Source organism: Stenotrophomonas sp. KH_052 (genome assembly GCF_057838755.1).
In genome coordinates, this window is the sequence record NZ_CM174475.1 from 3057589 (window position 1) to 3076569 (window position 18981).

At 67.4% G+C, this 18981-nt stretch carries 18 protein-coding genes; 11 read left to right on the forward strand and 7 right to left on the reverse strand.

Annotated features, from left to right (window positions below; all coding sequences use genetic code 11):
- Positions 1 to 66 precede the first annotated feature (66 nt).
- Together AC3ITW_RS14130 and AC3ITW_RS14135 are read left to right on the forward strand one after the other, a co-directional pair.
- Positions 67 to 654: an FMN-dependent NADH-azoreductase gene (locus tag AC3ITW_RS14130; RefSeq protein WP_100434924.1), complete on the forward strand. Its 588-nt coding sequence runs from the start codon at positions 67 to 69 to the stop codon at positions 652 to 654.
- 231 nt (positions 655 to 885) lie between these two features.
- On the forward strand, positions 886 to 1242 hold the full coding sequence (locus AC3ITW_RS14135; RefSeq protein WP_012511513.1) for an SH3 domain-containing protein: 357 nt from the start codon (positions 886 to 888) through the stop codon (positions 1240 to 1242).
- Between the two features lie 42 nt (positions 1243 to 1284).
- Here AC3ITW_RS14135 and serS read toward each other — a convergent pair whose 3' ends face one another.
- Positions 1285 to 2565 (reverse strand): serine--tRNA ligase, encoded by a 1281-nt coding sequence (gene serS, locus AC3ITW_RS14140; RefSeq protein WP_006376047.1) that lies wholly within the window; start codon positions 2563 to 2565, stop codon positions 1285 to 1287.
- Positions 2566 to 2678: 113 nt separating this feature from the next.
- On the opposite strand from serS, the gene AC3ITW_RS14145 reads away from it, so the two are divergent.
- Positions 2679 to 3317 carry an energy transducer TonB gene (locus AC3ITW_RS14145; protein WP_100434960.1) on the forward strand — a complete coding sequence of 213 codons (639 nt, stop codon included), beginning with the start codon at positions 2679 to 2681 and terminating at the stop codon, positions 3315 to 3317.
- A gap of 119 nt (positions 3318 to 3436) precedes the next feature.
- The gene (locus tag AC3ITW_RS14150; protein ID WP_100434925.1) at positions 3437 to 4009 is read left to right on the forward strand and encodes an energy transducer TonB; all 573 of its coding nucleotides are present in this window, start codon (positions 3437 to 3439) and stop codon (positions 4007 to 4009) included.
- Between the two features lie 292 nt (positions 4010 to 4301).
- On the opposite strand, the gene aroA is transcribed toward AC3ITW_RS14150, so the two are convergent.
- The 4 genes from aroA to AC3ITW_RS14170 form a co-directional block, all read right to left on the reverse strand.
- Complete coding sequence (aroA, locus tag AC3ITW_RS14155) at positions 4302 to 5609, reverse strand: 3-phosphoshikimate 1-carboxyvinyltransferase (RefSeq protein ID WP_012511515.1); 1308 nt, start codon at positions 5607 to 5609, stop codon at positions 4302 to 4304.
- Between the two features lie 76 nt (positions 5610 to 5685).
- The gene (gene pheA / locus AC3ITW_RS14160; protein ID WP_006376055.1) at positions 5686 to 6885 is read right to left on the reverse strand and encodes a prephenate dehydratase; all 1200 of its coding nucleotides are present in this window, start codon (positions 6883 to 6885) and stop codon (positions 5686 to 5688) included.
- Between the two features lie 51 nt (positions 6886 to 6936).
- On the reverse strand, positions 6937 to 8022 hold the full coding sequence (gene serC, locus AC3ITW_RS14165) for a 3-phosphoserine/phosphohydroxythreonine transaminase (protein ID WP_489389664.1): 1086 nt from the start codon (positions 8020 to 8022) through the stop codon (positions 6937 to 6939).
- 180 nt (positions 8023 to 8202) lie between these two features.
- On the reverse strand, positions 8203 to 9009 hold the full coding sequence (locus AC3ITW_RS14170; RefSeq protein WP_012511517.1) for an FHA domain-containing protein: 807 nt from the start codon (positions 9007 to 9009) through the stop codon (positions 8203 to 8205).
- A 125-nt stretch (positions 9010 to 9134) separates the two neighbouring features.
- On the opposite strand from AC3ITW_RS14170, the gene AC3ITW_RS14175 reads away from it, so the two are divergent.
- The 3 genes from AC3ITW_RS14175 to AC3ITW_RS14185 all read left to right on the forward strand — a co-directional run bounded on the left by AC3ITW_RS14175 (position 9135) and on the right by AC3ITW_RS14185 (position 11229).
- Complete coding sequence (locus AC3ITW_RS14175) at positions 9135 to 9410, forward strand: polyhydroxyalkanoic acid system family protein (RefSeq protein WP_006376114.1); 276 nt, start codon at positions 9135 to 9137, stop codon at positions 9408 to 9410.
- An 80-nt stretch (positions 9411 to 9490) separates the two neighbouring features.
- Entirely contained in the window at positions 9491 to 9982 is a 492-nt protein-coding gene (locus AC3ITW_RS14180) for a phasin family protein (protein WP_006376116.1), read from the forward strand.
- Positions 9983 to 10218: 236 nt separating this feature from the next.
- A complete protein-coding gene (locus AC3ITW_RS14185; protein ID WP_006376121.1) occupies positions 10219 to 11229 on the forward strand; it encodes a restriction endonuclease in 1011 nt (336 codons plus the stop codon).
- Between the two features lie 157 nt (positions 11230 to 11386).
- On the opposite strand, the gene hutC is transcribed toward AC3ITW_RS14185, so the two are convergent.
- Positions 11387 to 12115: a histidine utilization transcriptional repressor HutC gene (hutC, locus tag AC3ITW_RS14190; protein ID WP_012511521.1), complete on the reverse strand. Its 729-nt coding sequence runs from the start codon at positions 12113 to 12115 to the stop codon at positions 11387 to 11389.
- A gap of 28 nt (positions 12116 to 12143) precedes the next feature.
- Entirely contained in the window at positions 12144 to 13514 is a 1371-nt protein-coding gene (locus AC3ITW_RS14195; protein WP_100434926.1) for a formimidoylglutamate deiminase, read from the reverse strand.
- Positions 13515 to 13581: 67 nt separating this feature from the next.
- Here AC3ITW_RS14195 and hutI point away from each other — a divergent pair, with 67 nt between their 5' ends.
- The 4 genes from hutI to hutU are packed head-to-tail and all read left to right on the forward strand — an operon-like array spanning position 13582 to position 18858.
- Positions 13582 to 14805: an imidazolonepropionase gene (gene hutI / locus AC3ITW_RS14200; RefSeq protein WP_012511522.1), complete on the forward strand. Its 1224-nt coding sequence runs from the start codon at positions 13582 to 13584 to the stop codon at positions 14803 to 14805.
- Positions 14802 to 16343, forward strand: a complete 1542-nt coding sequence (hutH, locus tag AC3ITW_RS14205; RefSeq protein ID WP_065724474.1) for a histidine ammonia-lyase — start codon at positions 14802 to 14804, stop codon at positions 16341 to 16343. Before hutI ends, hutH begins: the two co-directional genes overlap by 4 nt.
- Entirely contained in the window at positions 16340 to 17194 is an 855-nt protein-coding gene (gene hutG, locus AC3ITW_RS14210; protein WP_100434928.1) for an N-formylglutamate deformylase, read from the forward strand. The genes hutH and hutG overlap by 4 nt, the downstream gene beginning before the upstream one ends.
- Complete coding sequence (hutU, locus tag AC3ITW_RS14215) at positions 17191 to 18858, forward strand: urocanate hydratase (RefSeq protein ID WP_489389665.1); 1668 nt, start codon at positions 17191 to 17193, stop codon at positions 18856 to 18858. Before hutG ends, hutU begins: the two co-directional genes overlap by 4 nt.
- Positions 18859 to 18981: the final 123 nt, after the last annotated feature.

Here is an 18981-nt window from a genome sequence, read left to right on the forward strand (position 1 = left end):
CAACCTATCGTTCTCTCCGTCGGCGGGGCCTACCCGCCCCTTCCTCCCAGAACATAGGTGACTGCCATGAAGCTTCTGCATCTCGACGCCAGCGTGCTTGGCGAGAACTCCGTCTCCCGCCACCTGACCGCCGCCGTGGTGGCCCGGTTCAAGCAGCAGGTTGAAGGCCTGCAGGTTGATTATCGCGATCTTGACGCCAATCCGGTACCGCATCTGCGCAGTGGTTCGCTGGCCAAGACCGACGCGGCCGAAGCTGCCGAGGCTGAACAGGTGCTCGAGCAGTTCCTGGCGGCTGACATCGTGGTGATCGGTGCGCCGATGTACAACTTCAGCATCCCCTCCACCCTGAAGGCCTGGATCGACCGCGTCGCCGTGGCCGGCCGCACGTTCAAGTACACCGAGAACGGCCCGGTGGGCCTGGCCGGTGGCAAGCGGGTGATCGTGGTCAGCAGCCGTGGCGGCATCTATACCGATTCGCCGGCCGACTTCCAGGAACCCTTCCTGCGCCAGACGTTCGCCTTCTGGGGCATCAACGACATCGAGTTCGTGCGTGCGGAGGGCATTGCCTACTCGCCGCAGCACCGCGAAGACGCCATTGCCGGCGCACTGGCCGCGCTGCCGTCTCACGAAGCGGCTGAAGTCGCCGCGGCGTAACGCGTTCCAGCGTTCGGCGCCGCTCTCTCTCCTCGTCGAGGCGCTGAACGCGGGCCGGGATCCCCTCCCCCATCCCGGCCCACCCTGGCGGCCCCGCTTAGCGGGGCCGTTTTTTTGCGTGCCGATTCTTGTCCGCCGGGCATGGCCCGGCGCAACCCGTGCAGGTGCCGGCATGGTCCGGCCGGCTCCGGTAGCGCCGGGCCATGCCCGGCGGAAGCGGTACAGTGGTTCATGAACTACATCGTGACCACTGCACATCGCAGCGAATTTCCGCACCCGATCACACTGCGCCGAGGCCAGGCACTGGTGGTGGGCGAACGTTATGAAGGCCCCGAGGGCTGGGAAGACTGGTTCCTGTGCGAAGCCGAGGGCCAGCAGCCCGGATTCGTGCCGGCGCCGGTGATCGGCCGCGATGCGCAGGGTGGCGCATTTGCCACGGAAGACTACTGCGCGCGGGAACTGGATGTGGATCCCGGGCAGTTGCTGCGCGGGCAACGCACGCTCAATGGCTGGGCGTGGTGCGCGCCGGAGACGGGCGAACCCGGATGGGTGCCGTTGGAGAAGCTGCGGGCTGCAGAAACCCCGTAGCGCCCGAGCCTGCGCTCGGGCGGCAGCACAAAGCGCAGGCTATCAGCCGATGGTTTCCAGGCCACCCATGTACGGGCGCAGGGCCTCCGGCACGGTGATGCTGCCGTCGGCGTTCTGGTAGTTCTCCATCACCGCGATCATCGCGCGGCCCACCGCCACGCCCGAACCGTTCAGGGTATGCGCCAGTTCCGGTTTGCCGGTGGCCGGGTTGCGCCAGCGGGCCTGCATGCGGCGGGCCTGGAAGTCACCACAGTTCGAGCACGAGGAGATCTCGCGGTAGGTCTCCTGCGACGGCAGCCAGACTTCCAGGTCGTAGGTCTTCACCGCCGAGAAGCCCATGTCGCCGGTGCACAGCAGCACCTTGCGGTACGGCAGGCCCAGCTTTTCCAGCACCACTTCGGCGCAACGGGTCATGCGCTGGTGTTCGGCGTCGCTGTCTTCCGGGCGGCTGATCGAGACCAGCTCGACCTTCTCGAACTGATGCTGGCGGATCATGCCGCGCACATCGCGACCACCGCTGCCGGCCTCGGCACGGAAGCACATCGAGTGAGCGGTCATGCGCAGCGGCAGGCGTTCGGCATCGACGATCTCGTCGCGCACGATGTTGGTCAGCGGCACTTCCGAGGTCGGGATCAGGTAGCGCGTAGAGTCACCCACGGCAGTCTTGAACAGGTCGTCCTCGAACTTCGGCAGCTGGCTGGTGCCGCGCAGCGAATCGGCATTGACCAGCAGCGGCACGTTGGTTTCCTCGTAGCCGTGCTCACCGGTGTGCAGGTCGACCATGAACTGGGCCAGCGCACGGTGCAGGCGCGCGATCGGGCCGCGCAGCACGGTGAAGCGCGAACCCGACAGCTTTGCAGCGGTTTCGCCGTCCAGCCAACCGTTGCGTGCGCCCAGCTCAACGTGGTCCAGCACCTTGAAGTCGAACTGGCGCGCAGTGCCCCAGCGCGCCTGCTCGACGTTGTCGTTCTCGTCGGCACCGGCCGGCACGTCATCGGCCGGAAGGTTCGGAATGCCCATCGAAATGGCGTCGATCTTCTCGCGCAGCTCGTCCAACGCCACTTCCGAAGCCTTCAGCTCGTCGGCGAAGGCGGCGACCTCGGCCATGATGGCCGAGACGTCCTCGCCCTTGGCCTTGGCCTGGCCGATGGCCTTGGAACGGCTGTTACGCAGGCTCTGCAGCTCCTGGGTCCGCACCTGGATGCGCTTGCGATCGGCCTCCAGGGACTCCAGGGCAGACACGTCGAGCTCGAAGCCGCGGCTGGTGCGCAGGCGTTCGGCGAGGTCGGCGGGCTGGTGGCGGAGCAGGGCTGGATCAAGCATGGCAGGTGTCGTGGTGGGTATCAGGAACGGGATTATCGCTTGTTATACGGATTTCTGCCGCCCGGTTCATTCCCGCCGTGGCAGAATCGGGCTATTCCGTACTGGTCCGGTCCATGTCTGCACCCCGCTCGTCGTCCGCCAAGTCGTTCACTGTGCATATCCCGCGCAACGCCCTGAAGATCGCCGGCATCGCCTTCGGCGTGGGCGTGCTGCTGTTCGTGCTGGTCTGGCTGACCGGCCGTGACAAGGAGTTCTTCCGCGCCGACCCGGCAGCACAGACCCCGCAGGAAACCGCCCAGGTCGAGCCCCTGCCGGAACCGTTGGCCGCTGCGGCCGGTTCCAGCGACATGCCAGACGCCAAGCCGGCACCGGTGGAGGAAGAAGCGCCGAAGCTGGTCGAAACCGCTCCGCCGCCGCCCGCCCCCGTCGCTGAAGCCGCCCCGGCCGCCCCAAGCGCGGCGCCGGCCGCCACCGGCAACAGCCAGCCGATGCCGATTGCCGGCCAGTCGCCGCCGCCGTCCTATCCCGCCGCGGCACTGCGCGCCGGTGAAACCGGTACGGTGGTGGTACGCGTGGATGTGGATGCCACCGGCTACCCGAACAACACCACGCTGATCCAGCGCAGTGGTTCACGCGAGCTCGACCGTGCCGCCACCGACGCCGTGCGGCGCTGGCGCTTCACTCCGGCACAGAGCAACGGCCAGGCCGTGCCCGGCAGCATTGAAGTGCCGTTCGACTTCAAGACGCAGTAACTGAACGCTTTCCGGCAGGCAAACTGAACCCTGCCGGTGGCGTTGACGCAACGCTGACACTCCTCGTCCGTGGCTCGGGCAACACTTCCCACGTCGTCAAGTGACGGAAGGAGTTTGCGATGACTGCCACCACCCACGAGAACCTCCACTCGCCGCATCTGCCGCAGGATTCCAGCGCGCAGCACACGCCCACGTCGCCTTGGATGTGGATCGCGCTGATCGTGGCGATGTTTGCTGCCGCCCTGCTCTGGTTGCGTTACTCCAACCAGGAAGATGTGGCGCCGGCACCGGTCGGTGAGCGCATGTTGCCGGCCCCTGAGCAGGCTGCGGCGATCGATGCAGCGGCACCTGCAACGCGCCGGGCCGCCCCGGCCTCAAGCCAGCGCGAGGCTGCGCCAGTGGTGCGTAATCGTGAAGCACGCCCGCTGGCCAGCAACCGCATGCCCACCTACCCCGCTGCCGCACTGCGCAGTGGCGTACAGGGCAGCGTGATCGCCAGCCTGAATGTCGACACCCGCGGCAATGTCGCCAACGCTGCGATCGTTTCGCGCAGCGGCGAGCGCAGCCGTGACCTGGATCGTGCGGTACTCAACACCGTGCAGAACTGGAAGTTCCAGCCGGCAATGCATGAAGGCCGTGCAGTAGCAAGCGTGGTGCGGGTTCCGGTGGATTTCCGTACCGAGCAGCGTTGATCGCGGACGAGGGGTTCGTGATGTTTCGACGGAGGCTTCGGCCTCCGTCCTTTTATGCGGAGAAGCGTGCCGACCAAGGTCGGCACCTACCGGGCGATGTGAGCGTGCCGACCAAGGTTGGCACCTACCGGGCGATGTGAGCGTGCCAACCAGGGTTGGCACCTACCGGGCGATGGAAGCATGCCGACCAAGGTCGGCAGCTACCAGGGCGCGCCATCCGCCGGGCATGGCCCGGCGCTACCCATGCGTTGTCCCGGTAGCGCCGGGCCATGCCCGGCGGATTCGGTGCCGCTCAGCCCAGATTGAACCCGGCGCCGCGCGCCAGACCATCGAAATCCGGGAAGGAAGTGGCGACGTTGGCGATGTCGTTGATGCGCACTTCGCCGTCACTTATCTGGCCGGCGATGGCGAAGGCCATGGCGATGCGATGGTCGCCGTGGCTTTCGATGGTGCCGCTGCCCAGGCGCACACCGCCGTGCAGGGTGGCGCCGTCTTCGGTTTCGTCCACCTGCATGCCCAGCGCACGCAGGCCGGTCGCCATCGCGGCAAGACGGTCCGATTCCTTCACTCGCAGTTCGGCGGCACCACTCACCACGGTCTGCCCTTCGGCGGCCGCAGCGGCCACGAACAGCGCAGGGAACTCGTCGATCATGTCCGGCACCAATTCCTCCGGAATGCGCGCGCCCTTCAGCGGCGCGTAGCGCACCACCAGGTCCGCCACCGGTTCACCGCCCTGCTCGGCCGGGTTCTCTTCGCTGATGTCCGCACCCATCAGGCGCAGCGCGTGCAGCAAACCGGTGCGACGCGGATTCAGGCCGACCTGCTTCAGGCGCAGTTCGGAGCCGGGAATGATGCTGGCAGCCACCAGATAGAACGCGGCCGAGGAGAAATCGGCGGGCACCACGATGTCGGTGGCACGCAGGCGCTGGCCGCCACGCAGCCGAGCCTTGCCCGGCGAGAATTCGATCTCCACCCCGAATGCAGAGAGCATGCGCTCGGTGTAGTCGCGGGTCGGGTGGGGTTCCACCACGCTGGTTTCGCCCTGCGCATACAGGCCGGCCAGCAGCACCGCCGACTTGATCTGCGCGCTGGCCACCGGCGAGGCGAAGTCGATGCCGTGCAGCGACTGGCCGCCATGCACGTGCAACGGCGGCGTGCCATCGCTTTCGGTGTCGATCTTCGCACCCATCTGCGACAGCGGGCCAGTGACGCGGCGCATCGGGCGACCTGACAGCGACTCATCGCCGATCAGCGTGCAGTCGAACGCCTGGCCCGCCAGCAGGCCGGCCAACAGGCGCATGCCGGTACCGGCGTTGCCGCAGTCCAGCGGCGCATCCGGCGCCTTCAGGCCGTCGATGCCGACGCCGTGCACGATGCGCTGCGACGGGCTGGGGGTTTCGATGCGCACGCCCAGCTGGCCGAAGATGCGCGCAGTCGCGCGGGTGTCCTCGCCTTCCAGGAAGCCTTCGATATGCGAGGTGCCATCGGCCAGCGCGGCGAACATCACCGAGCGGTGCGAGACCGACTTGTCGCCGGGAATGGTCAGGCTGCCCTGCAGCGGCTGGCCCTTGCGGGCAATCCAGTGTTGCGCGTTGCTCATCGTTCGATCATTCCGTAAACGCCGGCAGCACCGGCGATGCATCAGGGGGCGGCAGCCGCAGCCACCGCAGCAGCAATCAGGGCACGGCCACCGGATAGGAGCCGAGCACCTTGATCTGCGCCGAGTGCGCTTCCAGTTCGGCCAGCGCGGCCTGCATCGGCGCGTCGTCGATGTGGCCGGCCAGGTCGATGAAGAAGCCGTATTCCCACTTGCCGTGGTGCGACGGACGCGACTCGATGCGGTTCATGCTGATGCCGTGGCGGGCGAACGGGCTGAGCACGTCGAACAGCGCACCGGGCTTGTCATGGATGAACACCAGCACCGAGGTGCGGTCATGGCCGGAGGTCGGGAAGATGTTGCGACCCACCACCAGGAAGCGGGTGGTGTTGTCGGCGTCGTTCTGGATCGGCTTGGTGACCACCTTCTTCAGGCCGTACACATGGCCGGCACTCTCGCCACCGATGGCCGCTGCGTCGTCGGCGTTGCGCGCACGGCGCGCGCCTTCGGCATTGCTCGACACCGGAATCTTCTCGGCCTTCGGCAGGTTGGCGCGCAGCCACGCCGAGGTCTGCATGAACGACTGCGGGTGCGCATAGATGCGCTCGATGTCCTCGATGCGGCCGCTGCGCGACATCAGGTACTGCTGCACTCGCAGTTCCACTTCGCCACAGATCTTCAGGTTGGAGGTCAGGAACATGTCCAGGGTGATCTGGATGGTGCCCTGCCCGGAATTCTCCACTGGCACCACGCCGAAATCGGCGTTGCCCGCTTCCACTTCCTGGAACACTTCTTCGATGCTGGCCATCGGCAGGCCCAGCGCCGAGCGGCCGAAGTGCTTGAGCACGGCCTGCTGGCTGAAGGTGCCTTCCGGGCCGAGGTAGCCGATCTTCAGCGGCTCCTGCTGGGCCAGGCAGGCCGACATGATCTCGCGGTAGACGTGCACCAGCAGCTCGTCGCTGAGCGGGCCTTCGTTGCGGTCCACCACCATGCGCAGCACCTGCGCTTCGCGCTCGGGCCGGTAGTAGTCGACGGCGGCGGCGAGCTTGCCCTTGGCCTTGCCGACCTGATGGGCAAAGCGTGCGCGCTCGGCGATCAGGTTCTGGATGTCGCGGTCGATCTGGTCGATCTTCGAGCGCACATCGGCCAGCGCCAGCGGCGCCAGGGTGGGCGCCGGATTCGAGGCGGCCTTGGCCTTGCTCTTCGCCTTGGTGGACGCGCTATCCTTGGCCGGTTCGGCCTTCTTCGGCGCCTTCTTGCTGGATTTGCTGCTTGCCATCGGAGTTCCTTGTTACGGGGCCCGCACCCAACGGTGCGCGCCGTTCATTGCTCAGCCGTGACGCTGCTGGAAATCGGCCATGAAGGCGACCAGCGCCTCGGCCCCGGCCAGCGGCATGGCGTTGTACAGCGAGGCGCGGATGCCGCCGACCACCTTGTGCCCCTTCAGCGCCAGCAGGCCAGCGGCCTTGGCTTCGGCGACGAAGCGTGCATCGAGCTCGGCATCAGGCAGGAAGAATGGGATGTTCATCCGCGAACGTGCCGCATGCGCGACCTCGTTGCGGTAGAAGCCACCGGAACCGTCGATGGCGCCGTACACCAGCGCAGCCTTGGCGGCATTGCGCTTGGCGAACTCGGCCACGCCGCCTTCGGCCAGCATCCACTTGAACACCAGGCCGGCCAGATACCAGTTCCAGGTGGGCGGGGTGTTGAGCATCGAATCGCGGGCAACGTGCGAGCGGTAATCGAAGATGTCCGCACGCGGCTGGCCGCTGCGCTCGAGCAGGTCGAGGCGGATGATCATCACCGCGATGCCGACCGGGCCGAGGTTCTTCTGCGCGCCGGCGTAGATCACGCCATAGCGGCGTACGTCCAGCGGTTCGCTGGCGATGGACGAACTGAAGTCGGCGATCAGCGGGACGTTTCCGGTATCGGGCACATCACGGAACTCGACACCGTGGATGGTCTCGTTGGCGGTGAGGTGCACGTAGGCGGCATCGGGCGACAGCTGCCAATCGGCACGCGCCGGCAGCTCGCGGTAGCCGTTGGCCTCGCTGCTGGCGGCGATGTTGACGTCGACGTAGACGCCTGCCTGCTTGACCGCGGTCTTGCCCCAGTGGCCACTGACCACGTAATCGGCACGCTGGCCCGGGGCGGCGAAGTTCAGCGGGATCAGCGCCTGCTGGGTGGTGGCGCCACCTGACAGGAACAGCACCGCATAGTCTTCGGGGATGTCGAGCAGGCGCCGCAGGTCGGCCTCGGCTTCGGCAGCCACGGACATGAATTCCGCGCCGCGATGGCTCATTTCGACGATGGAGGCACCGCTACCGTGCCAGTCCAGCATTTCCGCCTGCGCCTGGCGCAGGACCGATTCCGGCAAGGCTGCAGGGCCGGCACTGAAGTTGAACGCGCGCGTCATGTCACACCTGTGGGGCAAGACCCCTAGTATGCCGCAGTGCACCAGCCTTGCGGCCTTGTGCGGCAAGGGAAATTTGGTTTCATTGGAATCCATTGGCGACGCGACCGGGTAGTGCCGGCCGCTGGCCGGCAACCCCAGGGATACGGGGCGGCGGCTGCCGGCCAGCGGCCGGCACTACCGTCACCGCGCGCCGAACCAGAGCAGCAGGCTGAGCACCGCCGCCAGCAGCAGCGCACTGACCAGCAGCCACGGCCAGCGCCGGACCTTGCGCGGCGCGGCCGGCAGCACCGGTGCCTGCTCGGTGTCCTGGCTGGATTCGTCTTCGTCCGGCAGCGGGCGCCGCCGCGGGTCGTGCGGCACTTCCAGCACGAAGCGGTGCTGGCCATCGAACACTACCTGGTCACCGGCCTGCAGCCAGCAGTGGCGCACGGCCACGCCGTTCACCCGGGTGCCATCGGCACTGCCCAGGTCACGCAGCAGCACGCGCTCGCCATGCACTTCCACGCGGGCGTGCTGTTCGGCAAAGGCCGGTTCATTGATCTCGATGTCGGCGTCACTGCCGCGCCCGACCAGACGGGTTCGCGACAGCGTGAAGCTGCGGCCATGGTGCAGGCCGCCGACGCCGCGCAGCAGGCGCTGCTGCTCGTTGTTGCCATCATCGCTGCTGGGCGCGGGCGCCTGCAGCAGGCTCTCGACCTCACCCTGCAGGACCATCTCCACGCCATCCACGTACACCGCATCGCCTGCACGCAACAGGGCCATGCGCCGCACCGGGCGACCGTTCACATGGATGCCGCGGATGCCGTTGCCGACCTGCAGCCAGAGACCGCGATCGTCCATGCAGAACTGGGCCAGCAGCAGGGCACCGTTGCCGGCATCGCCCAGCCGCACGCTGCCGTTTGCCTGGCGCACGATGCGTTGCACCCCGGGCCGCAGCGGCTGGTCGGGCTGTTGTTGTTGGCTGAAGTGAACAAGCAGGTTCTGCACGCGGCGCAGCCTAGCAGGTTGGTCGCCCACGAAGAAGAACCCACGATGAGCGCTTGGCGCGAAGGCCCTCGATGCGCACAATGCTCGCCCTCATTGATCATCCCCGCTTTGCGCCAGGAGCCTGCATGTCCAACATCGATGTCCGCCACGCCCACGCCCTGCCCGACGCACAGGCGCGCGCTGCGATCGAACAGGTTGCCGCCAAACTGTCCGAGCGCTTCGGCCTGAAGTCGTCCTGGTCCGCCGACGTACTGAACTTTTCCGGCAGCGGTGTGGACGGCGCGATCGAACTGCAGCCGGGCGCCGTGCGCGTGACCGCCAAGCTGGGCTTCCTGCTGTCGGCGATGAAAGGCATGGTCGAAGGCGAGATCCAGCGCGTGCTGAAGGAAAAGCTGGGCTGAACCCCGGCGGTGACCGTCACGACCGTGCAACGCCATCACGCGCTACTCTCGGGTCAGGCCCAACTCCCACGGGAAGTGCGATGAACCGCTACGAAAATGACGACCGCCGCGACGACGACGCCTCTTTCGGTGACCAGGCTGAGCGCTTCTCGCGCAGGCTGAGCGACTCGGCACAACAGGTATGGCTGGCCGGCCTGGGTGCCCTGGGCCGCGCCCAGGCCGAAGGCGGCCGATTCTTCGATGGCCTGGTCAAGGAAGGCGAAGCCTGGGAGGCCCGCCGCCGTGAACGCAATGGTGAACAGCCCCCCGGTTGGCGTGACAACGTTGAATCGTCGCTGGACGAGGCCCGCGAAAAGGCCTCCGGCACCTGGACCAAGGTCGAGAAGGCCTTCGATGACCAGGTACAGGGCGTGCTCAAGCGCCTGCATGTCCCCACCGCCGATGAAGTGACCGCGCTGGAGGCCCGCATCGACGCGTTGCAGGCACGCTTGGCCAAGCTGGAAAACCGCGCCGCCTCCGACATCGACGCACCGGCACCGGGCAGCCATCAATCCCCTGGCAGCGTGCCCTGACGGCAATTGTTGCAATGCAATAAAATTTGATCGACAATCGCGAGCAACCCGCCAATCGCTTCGGCTGCCGTTTGTTCCCTCCCCTCACGGCTTCAGGATTGGCGGGTTTTTCGTGCCTGCTCTACACCGATCTGCGCGTTCCATCACGCTTCCTGTCAGGATCCTCCTGACCCAGCGGCACGGTGCGACCTTTACACTGTCGTTCTCCGCATTCGCCCCTTCCGCGCACCTCCTGCATGCTCCCTTGGATCCTGGCCCTGCTGTCGGCCCTGCTTACCTGTTCCCTGGCCGTTGTCTATCTGTGGTGGATCAAGCGGCGGCAAAAGGAGATGCAACTGGGCCTGCAGGCCCTGGCCGGCATGCATTGGCGCGAGTTCTCCGTACTGGTCAAGCGGATGCTGCGCGAGCAGCGCGGCCTGCGCGAGCTGAACGACCCCACCGAGGAGTCACGCGAACCCAGCAGTGATTTCCTGCTGAGCGACGGCCCCAACAGTTGGCTGGTCTCGTGCAAGCATGGCTTGGCCTATCGCATCGGCACCGCCGCAGTGAACGAACTGGGTGCGGCCGCCCGTCTGGCCGGCGCCCGCGGCGGCGTGCTGCTGACTGAAGGCCGGATGGAACGCGACGGCCGCAGCGCCGCCGAAAAGCAGGCGGTCGAAGTGCTGGATGGCCCACGCCTGTGGCCGCTGCTGCAGCCCTATCTGCCGGTTGATATCGAAGCCCGTGTGCGTGCCAGTGCCCGTCATGAGGCTCTGCGTCGCATTGCCATTGCCGCATTGGGTTCGGTGACGCTCGGCCTGCTGGTGGGACTGAGCCTGCAGGGCCTGCATGTGCAGGAAACCACGGCCGCTGCGCAGGTTCCCGCGGTGCCAGCACCGGTTGCGTCTGCACCAACGATTGAACCAGCCCCCGAACCGGCCGCGAACGCCGCGCCGCCAGCGGGTGCCTCCTCGCCGGCGGCACCCGCAGCCGACGCTCGCAGCAACCCCAACCCGGACGCGGCCACACTGGATCGTTTCCAGGTTGAGTTGGCCCGAGCCCTCGCCGGCAAGCCCGGTATCGCCAGCGGTGTCTGGCTGACCCGGCAGACCCTGGCGATCAACCGCACCGGCGAGCTGGAAGCGGTGTGGCCGCGGGTCTGCGAGGAAGTGCTGCACTACCCGGCCCTGCGCAACGTGCGCATCCAGCTCAACGCCCGCCCCGGCGTGGATGAGCCGGTGCGCTGGCGTCAATGCGCCACGTATTGATTGGGGTGTCCGTAGATCAACGCCATGCATGGATGCCCTTGTAGCGTCGAGCCATGCTCGACTCATCGCGCATCGCGCAAAAAGCAGCCGAGCATGGGCTCGGCTCTACATCGCGCCTGCTCAGCCCAATGCTGCGAGATGGCGAGCGGGGTCGACCCTAGCGCGCCCCAGGCGCGAAGCGCGCCACCAGGTCCCAGGCATCCCCCAGGAACACCTGGCGCACGCGGGTAATGGGCTGCTCACCGCGCCAGGTCAGGCGCTCGATCACCAGACAGGCGGTGCCGGGCTTCACATCGAGCAGCTTGGCAGTGGCAGTATCCGCGCCCCAGGCGCTGATGCGGTGCTGGGCGCGGGTCCACGACACGTTCTGCAGCAGCCAGCTGCCCGGTGCGGTGGTGTTGAAATCGACGTCCAGCACCTCGGGCACGCCCACCGGGCTGATCAGGCGATGTTCCAGTGCCAGCGGGCGGCCGTCGGCCAGATGCAGGCAGCGCATCGCCAGCAGCTGTTCGCTGCCGGCCAGCTCCACTTCGCCAACATTGCCGGCATCGGCCAGGCGCAGCTCGCGCTGCAGCAGGTGGTAGCCGTACTGGTGGCCACGCGAACCGACTTCCATCGCGATATCCGGAATCTCAAGCGCCACCTGCTCCAGGTGCGGCGGCTGCCGCGCCACGAACGAACCGGCGCGGCGGCGGCGCTCGATCATGCCGCTCTCGGCCAGCGCGGTCAGCACCTTGTTCACCGTCATCCGCGAGCAGCCGTACTGCTCCATCAGCTCGTGTTCGTACGGAATACGAAAGCCCGGCGCCCACTCTCCGCTGAGGATGCGGCTTTCCAGATCGCTGCGGATACGCTGGTTGAGCGTGGCGGACTTGCTGGCCTTCACGTAATGGGGTCTCGGTGACGGGAGGCGATCAGCCCAGCACGCCACGCAGGGCGGCAGCGAAGGCGGTGGTGATCGCCTCTCGCTGCAGGTGGCGGCCCTCGGCCACGCATTGGCGGCCATGACGCCAGACCGATCGCAGCGCGCCATTACGTGCGGCGAACACCCAGCTGTCAAGCCATGCGTCATCCTGTCGCGCCTGCAGCGCGGGGTGTGCGGCATCCAGTTCGACCAGATCGGCGCTGGCGCCAACCTGCAGCCCGGCGGCCACGCCCAACGCCTGTGCACCGCCCTGCAATGCACCTTCGAACAGGAAGCGGCCGCTGCTGCGGGTGGCATCCGGCGCCAGTACGTTGCGCCCGCGCAGGGTCAGGCGCTGACCGTACTCAAGCAGGCGCAGTTCTTCAGCCGCGTCGATCAGCACATTGGAATCGGAACCGACACCGAACCGACCGCCCTCCCGCGCGAACGCCTGCATCGGGAACAGGCCGTCGCCCAGGTTGGCCTCGGTGATCGGGCACAGGCCGGCCACGGCCTGGCTGGCCACAATGGACGCGCGCTCGTCATCGGTGATGTGGGTGGCATGCACCAGGCACCAGCGCGCATCCACCGGCGCATGGTCGTACAGCCACTGCACCGGGCGCTGGCCGCTCCAGGCCAGGCAGGCCTCGACTTCACGTACCTGCTCGGCGATATGGATGTGCACCGGGCCGTCAGTCAGCGGCAGCAGGGCGCTCAGCTCCTCCCCCGTGACCGCACGCAGGCTGTGCGGCGCGATACCGAGCACGGCGTCGGGCAGCGCGGTCAGTGCCGGCTTCGCGGCGTCCAGCAGCTGCGCAAATCCCTCTACGTCGTGGATCAGGCGTCGCTGCGCGGGGTTCGGTGCCGCCCCGCCGAAATCGGCATGCGCATAGAACACCGGCAGCAGGGTGAGGCCGATGCCGGTCTGGTCGGCCGCCGCCGCAATCCGCGCGCTCATCTCGGCACGGTTGGCATACGGCCGGCCGTCAGCATCGTGGTGCAGGTAGTGGAATTCGCCGACGCGGGTGAAGCCGCTTTCCAGCATTTCCATGTAGGCCTGGGCGGCGATGGCCTGCACCGCGTCCGGGCGCAGATGGGCCAGGAAGCGATACATCAGCTCGCGCCAGCTCCAGAAACTGTCACCGTCGCCGCCGCCGATCTCGGTCAGCCCGGCCATCCCGCGCTGGAAGGCGTGGCTGTGCAGGTTGGGCAGGCCCGGCACCAGGATGCCGACGCGGGTGTCACCGTCCTGCGCGCCCTGCCCCGTGTGGATCGCCGTGATGCGGCCGTCCTGCACCTGCAGGCGGACATCGCGGGCCCAGCCGTCGGCCAGCAGGGCGTGGGCGGCATGGAAACTGTGCGGGGAACGCGAATCGGACATGGCTGGACAACCCGAAATGGACGCCTATATTGTATAGACATATAAGCACAGCCGCGTTGTGGATGCCATGCACGTCGATACCCTCTGGTCCAACGTTCACCTGATCACCCTCGATGGCGAGGGGCTGGGTGTCATCCGCGATGGCGTACTGGCCTGCGCCGACGGCCGCATCGTCCATGTCGGCCCGGCCGGCAGCGATGCCAACCTGCGGCCGACTACCCGCATCGATGGCGAAGGCCGCTGGATGTCGCCCGGCCTGATCGACTGCCATACCCACCTGGTCTACGCCGGCAACCGCGCCAACGAATTCGAGCAGCGCCTGCAGGGCATCAGCTATGCCGAGATCGCCCGTGCCGGCGGCGGCATCGTCTCCACCGTGCGCGCCACCCGCGCCGCCACGCCGGAACAGCTGGCCAGCGAAAGCCGGCCGCGCCTGCTGGCGATGCGCGCCGAGGGCGTGACCACCCTCGAGATCAAGTCCGGCTACGGCCTGACCCTGCCCGACGAGCGCAAGCAACTGCAGGTGGCGCGTGCGCTGGGCGAGGGATGCAGGGTCAACGTGGTGACCACCTTCCTCGGCGCACATGCGATTCCGCCCGGCCGCGAAGCACAGGAGTACACCGACGAAGTGTGCAATGTGATGATTCCGGCCATCGCTGCCGAAGGCCTGGCCGAAGCGGTGGATGTGTTCTGCGAGAACATCGCGTTCTCACCCGCGCAGGCACGGCAGGTTTTCGAAGCCGCGCGCGCGCACGGACTGGCGATCAAGATCCACGCCGAGCAGCTGAGCAACCAGCATGGCGCCGAACTGGCCGCCAGCTTCGGTGCACTCTCGGCCGACCATATCGAACATCTGGACGACGCCGGCATCGCCGCGATGGCCGCGGCCGGCACTGTCGCCGTGCTGCTGCCGGGCGCCTTCTATTTCACCCGCGATACCACCCTGCCGCCGATTGCCGCGCTGCGCGCGGCCGGCGTGCCACTGGCGCTGGCCACCGACAGCAACCCCGGCACATCACCACTGACCAGCCCGCTGCTGGCCATGAACATGGGCGCCACCCTGTTCCGCCTGACCGTGGACGAGTGCATCGCCGGCTTCACCCGTGAAGCAGCGCGCGCACTGGGCCGTGGCGATCGCATCGGTCGCCTCGCCATCGGCATGGACTGCGACCTGGCGATCTGGGACATCGACGCCCCCGCCGACCTGGTCTATCGCATTGGATTCAACCCGCTGCACGCGCGCGTGGTGCGCGGACAGCCCGACCTGCCTGCCTCCTGGAGCAACACATGAGCAACACCCTGGTTCTTCGCCCCGGCCATGTCACCCTCGCCCAGTGGCGGCAGGCCTATCGCGGTGCACCGCTTGCACTGGACCCGGCCGCGCTGCCGGCCGTGCGTGCCAGTGCCGCGACCGTGGCTGCCATCGTCGCCAAGGGCGCACCGGTGTATGGCATCAACACCGGCTTCGGCAAGCTGGCCAGCGTGCGCATCGAGCGCGAAGACCTGGCCACCCTGCAGCGGAACATCGTGCTCTCGCACGCTGCCGGTGTTGGCGAGCCGATGCCCGCCAGCGTGGTGCGCCTGATGATGGCGCTGAAGCTGGTCAGCCTGGCGCAGGGTGCTTCGGGCATCCGCGAGGAGACCCTGCTGTTGCTGGAAGCGATGCTGGTCAAGGACGTGCTGCCGGTGGTGCCCGCACAGGGCTCGGTCGGTGCCTCCGGCGATCTGGCGCCGCTCTCGCACCTGGCCAGCGTGATGCTGGGCGTGGGCGAAGCCTTCATCGGAGACGAACGCCTGCCGGCGATCGATGCACTGTCACGTGCTGGCCTGCAGCCCATCGAGCTGGGTGCGAAGGAAGGCCTGGCGCTGCTCAACGGCACCCAGTTCTCCACCGCCTATGCGCTGGCCGGCCTGTTCGAGATCGAGACCGTGTTCCAGGCCGCACTGGTCACCGGTGCGCTGTCGGTGGAAGCCGCGAAGGGCTCGGATACGCCGTTCGATCCGCGCATCCATGCCCTGCGTGGGCAGCGCGGTCAGATCGCAACCGCTGCCACCCTGCGCAGCTTGATGCAGGACTCGGGCATCCGCGAATCGCACCGCGACAACGACGTGCGCGTGCAGGATCCGTACTGCCTGCGCTGCCAGCCGCAGGTGATGGGCGCGGCGCTGGACATCCTGCGCCAGGCCGCGACCACGCTGGAAATCGAAGCCAACGGCGTCTCCGACAATCCGCTGGTATTCACCGAGACCGGCGAAGCACTGTCCGGGGGCAACTTCCACGCCGAACCGGTGGCCTTCGCCGCCGACATGCTGGCGATGGCGGTGTGCGAGATCGGTTCGATCAGCGAGCGCCGCCTGGCGATGCTGGTGGACCCGGCGCTGTCCGGCCTGCCTGCGTTCCTGACCCCGCGCCCAGGCCTGAATTCCGGCTTCATGATCCCGCAGGTGACGGCGGCCGCGCTGGTCTCGGAAAACAAGCAGCGCGCCTACCCGGCCAGCGTTGATTCGATCCCGACCTCGGCCAACCAGGAAGACCATGTGTCGATGGCCGCGCATGGCGCACGCCGCCTGATGCAGATGGCCGAGAACGCCGCCAACGTGATCGGCATCGAGCTGCTGGCCGCCGCGCAGGGCTGCGACTTCCACGCGCCGCTGCGCTCCAGTGCCGCGCTGGAATCCGTGCGCGCCACCCTGCGTGCGCAGGTGCCGACGCTGGAAGAAGACCGCTACTTCCACCCGGACATGGTGACCGCCACGAACCTGGTGCGCAGCGGCGCGCTGGCACAGGGCTTGGCGGAGCTGCTGCCGACCGTGGAACCGCAGGCATGAGTGCCCATCCCGAATGGCTGACGGTGCACGAAGGCGATGCCCCGCTGATCGTCAGCTTCCCGCATACCGGCAGCGAGCTGCCGCACGACCTGATCGGCGACTTCCACTCGCCGTGGCTGGCCCGCCGCGACGCAGACTGGTGGGTGCACGAACTGTACGACTTCGTGCGCGGCATGGGCGCAACCACGGTGCGCTCGGCGATCTCACGTTCGGTGATCGACCTCAACCGCGATCCCAGCGGCGTGTCGCTGTACCCGGGCCAGAACACCACCGGCCTGTGCCCGCTCACCACCTTCGACAACCAGCCGCTGTACCACGCCGGGCGCGAACCGGATGACGCGGAAATCGCCCGTCGCCGCGACACGTATTTCCTGCCTTACCACGATGCGCTGGCCGCACAGATCACGCGCCTGCGTGCGAGGTTCGGCACTGTCGTGGTGTATGACGCACACTCGATCCGCTCACATATCCCGCACCTGTTCGAAGGCGAGCTGCCGCAGTTCAACCTCGGCACCGCCGGCCCGTCCGGCGCACCGGACACGTCCTGCGACAACGCCTTGAGCGATGTGGTGGAGAACCTGCTGAAGATCAGTGGCATGAGCCAGGTGCGCAACGGCCGCTTCAAGGGCGGCTGGATCACCCGCCACTACAGCAACATCGCCGGCGGCGTGCACAGCCTGCAGATGGAACTGGCCTGCCGCGGCTACATGCACGAACCCCTGCCGGACCAGGTGGACGAACACAGCTGGCCCACCCCGCTCGACCCCGATCACGCCGCACCGCTGCGCCACACCTTGGCGCAGGTGCTCAACGCCTGCCTTGAATTCGCTACGAACCGGAGCGCCGCATGACCCGCAACGACCCGACCCGCACCATTGCCGCGCCGACCGGCACCACGCTCAACGCCAAGAGCTGGCTGACAGAAGCACCGCTGCGCATGCTGATGAACAATCTGCACCCGGACGTGGCCGAACGGCCGCAGGAACTGGTGGTGTACGGCGGCATCGGCCGCGCCGCGCGCGACTGGGAGAGCTTCGATGCCATCGTTGAGACGCTCAAGCGTCTGGACGACGACCAGACCCTGCTGGTGCAGTCGGGCAAGCCGGTGGGCGTGTTCCGCACCCACGCCGATGCGCCGCGCGTGCTCATCGCCAATTCCAACCTGGTGCCGCGCTGGGCCAACTGGGACCACTTCAACGAACTGGATAAGAAGGGCCTGGCCATGTACGGCCAGATGACCGCCGGCAGCTGGATCTACATCGGCGCGCAGGGCATTGTGCAGGGCACCTACGAGACCTTCGTGGAGATGGGCCGCCAGCACTTCGGTGGCGACCTGACCGGCAAGTGGCTGTTCACCGGTGGCCTCGGTGGCATGGGCGGCGCGCAGCCGCTGGCTGCAGTGATGGCCGGCGCCTCCTGCCTGGCCGTCGAGTGCCGCAGGAGCAGCATCGACATGCGCCTGCGCACCGGCTACCTCGACACCTGGACCGACAACCTGGACGAAGCACTGCGCCTGATCGATGAATCGTGCAAGGCCGGTACGCCGAAGTCGGTGGGCCTGCTCGGCAACGTCGCCGATGTGTTGGCTGAACTGCTCAAGCGCGGCGTGAAGCCGGACCTGCTGACCGACCAGACCTCCGCGCACGACCCGGTGAACGGCTACCTGCCGCAGGGCTGGACCGTCGAGCAGTGGGATGAGAAGCGCGTGAGTGCGCCGAAGGAAGTGGAGAAAGCCGCGCGCGCGTCGATGGCCAACCACATCCGCGCCATGCTCGGCTTCCACGCGCTGGGCGTGCCGACCGTGGACTACGGCAACAACCTGCGACAGATGGCGCTGGAAGAAGGCGTGGAGAACGCGTTCGACTTCCCCGGTTTCGTGCCGGCCTATATCCGTCCGCTGTTCTGCCGTGGTATCGGCCCGTTCCGCTGGGCCGCGCTGAGCGGCGACCCGGAAGACATCGCCAAGACCGATGCCAAGGTGAAGGAGTTGATTCCGGACAACCCGCACCTGCACCGCTGGCTGGACATGGCCGCCGAAAAGATCAAGTTCCAGGGCCTGCCGGCACGCATCTGCTGGGTAGGCCTGGGCGACCGCGATCGTCTCGGCCTGGCGTTCAATGAGATGGTCGCCAACGGCGAACTGAAGGCGCCGGTGGTGATCGGCCGTGACCATCTGGACAGCGGCAGCGTGGCGTCGCCGAACCGCGAAACCGAAGCGATGGCCGACGGTTCCGATGCGGTGTCCGACTGGCCGCTGCTGAACGCCCTGCTCAACACCGCCAGCGGCGCGACCTGGGTATCGCTGCACCACGGCGGCGGCGTCGGCATGGGCTTCTCGCAGCACGCCGGCATGGTGATCGTCTGCGACGGCACCGAAGCGGCAGCCAAGCGGATTGGCCGCGTGCTGTGGAACGACCCAGCCACCGGCGTGATGCGCCATGCTGACGCGGGCTATGAGATCGCAATTGATTGCGCGAAGGAGAAGGGACTGGATCTGCCGGGAATTCTGGGCTGATCCAACAACCGGGACGATTGCCGCCGGGCATGGCCCGGCGCTACCGGGAAACTCCTGTAGAGCCGAGCCATGCTCGGCTCAATGCTTCCGGGCGCACGACGCCTGACCCGAAAGCAGCCGAGC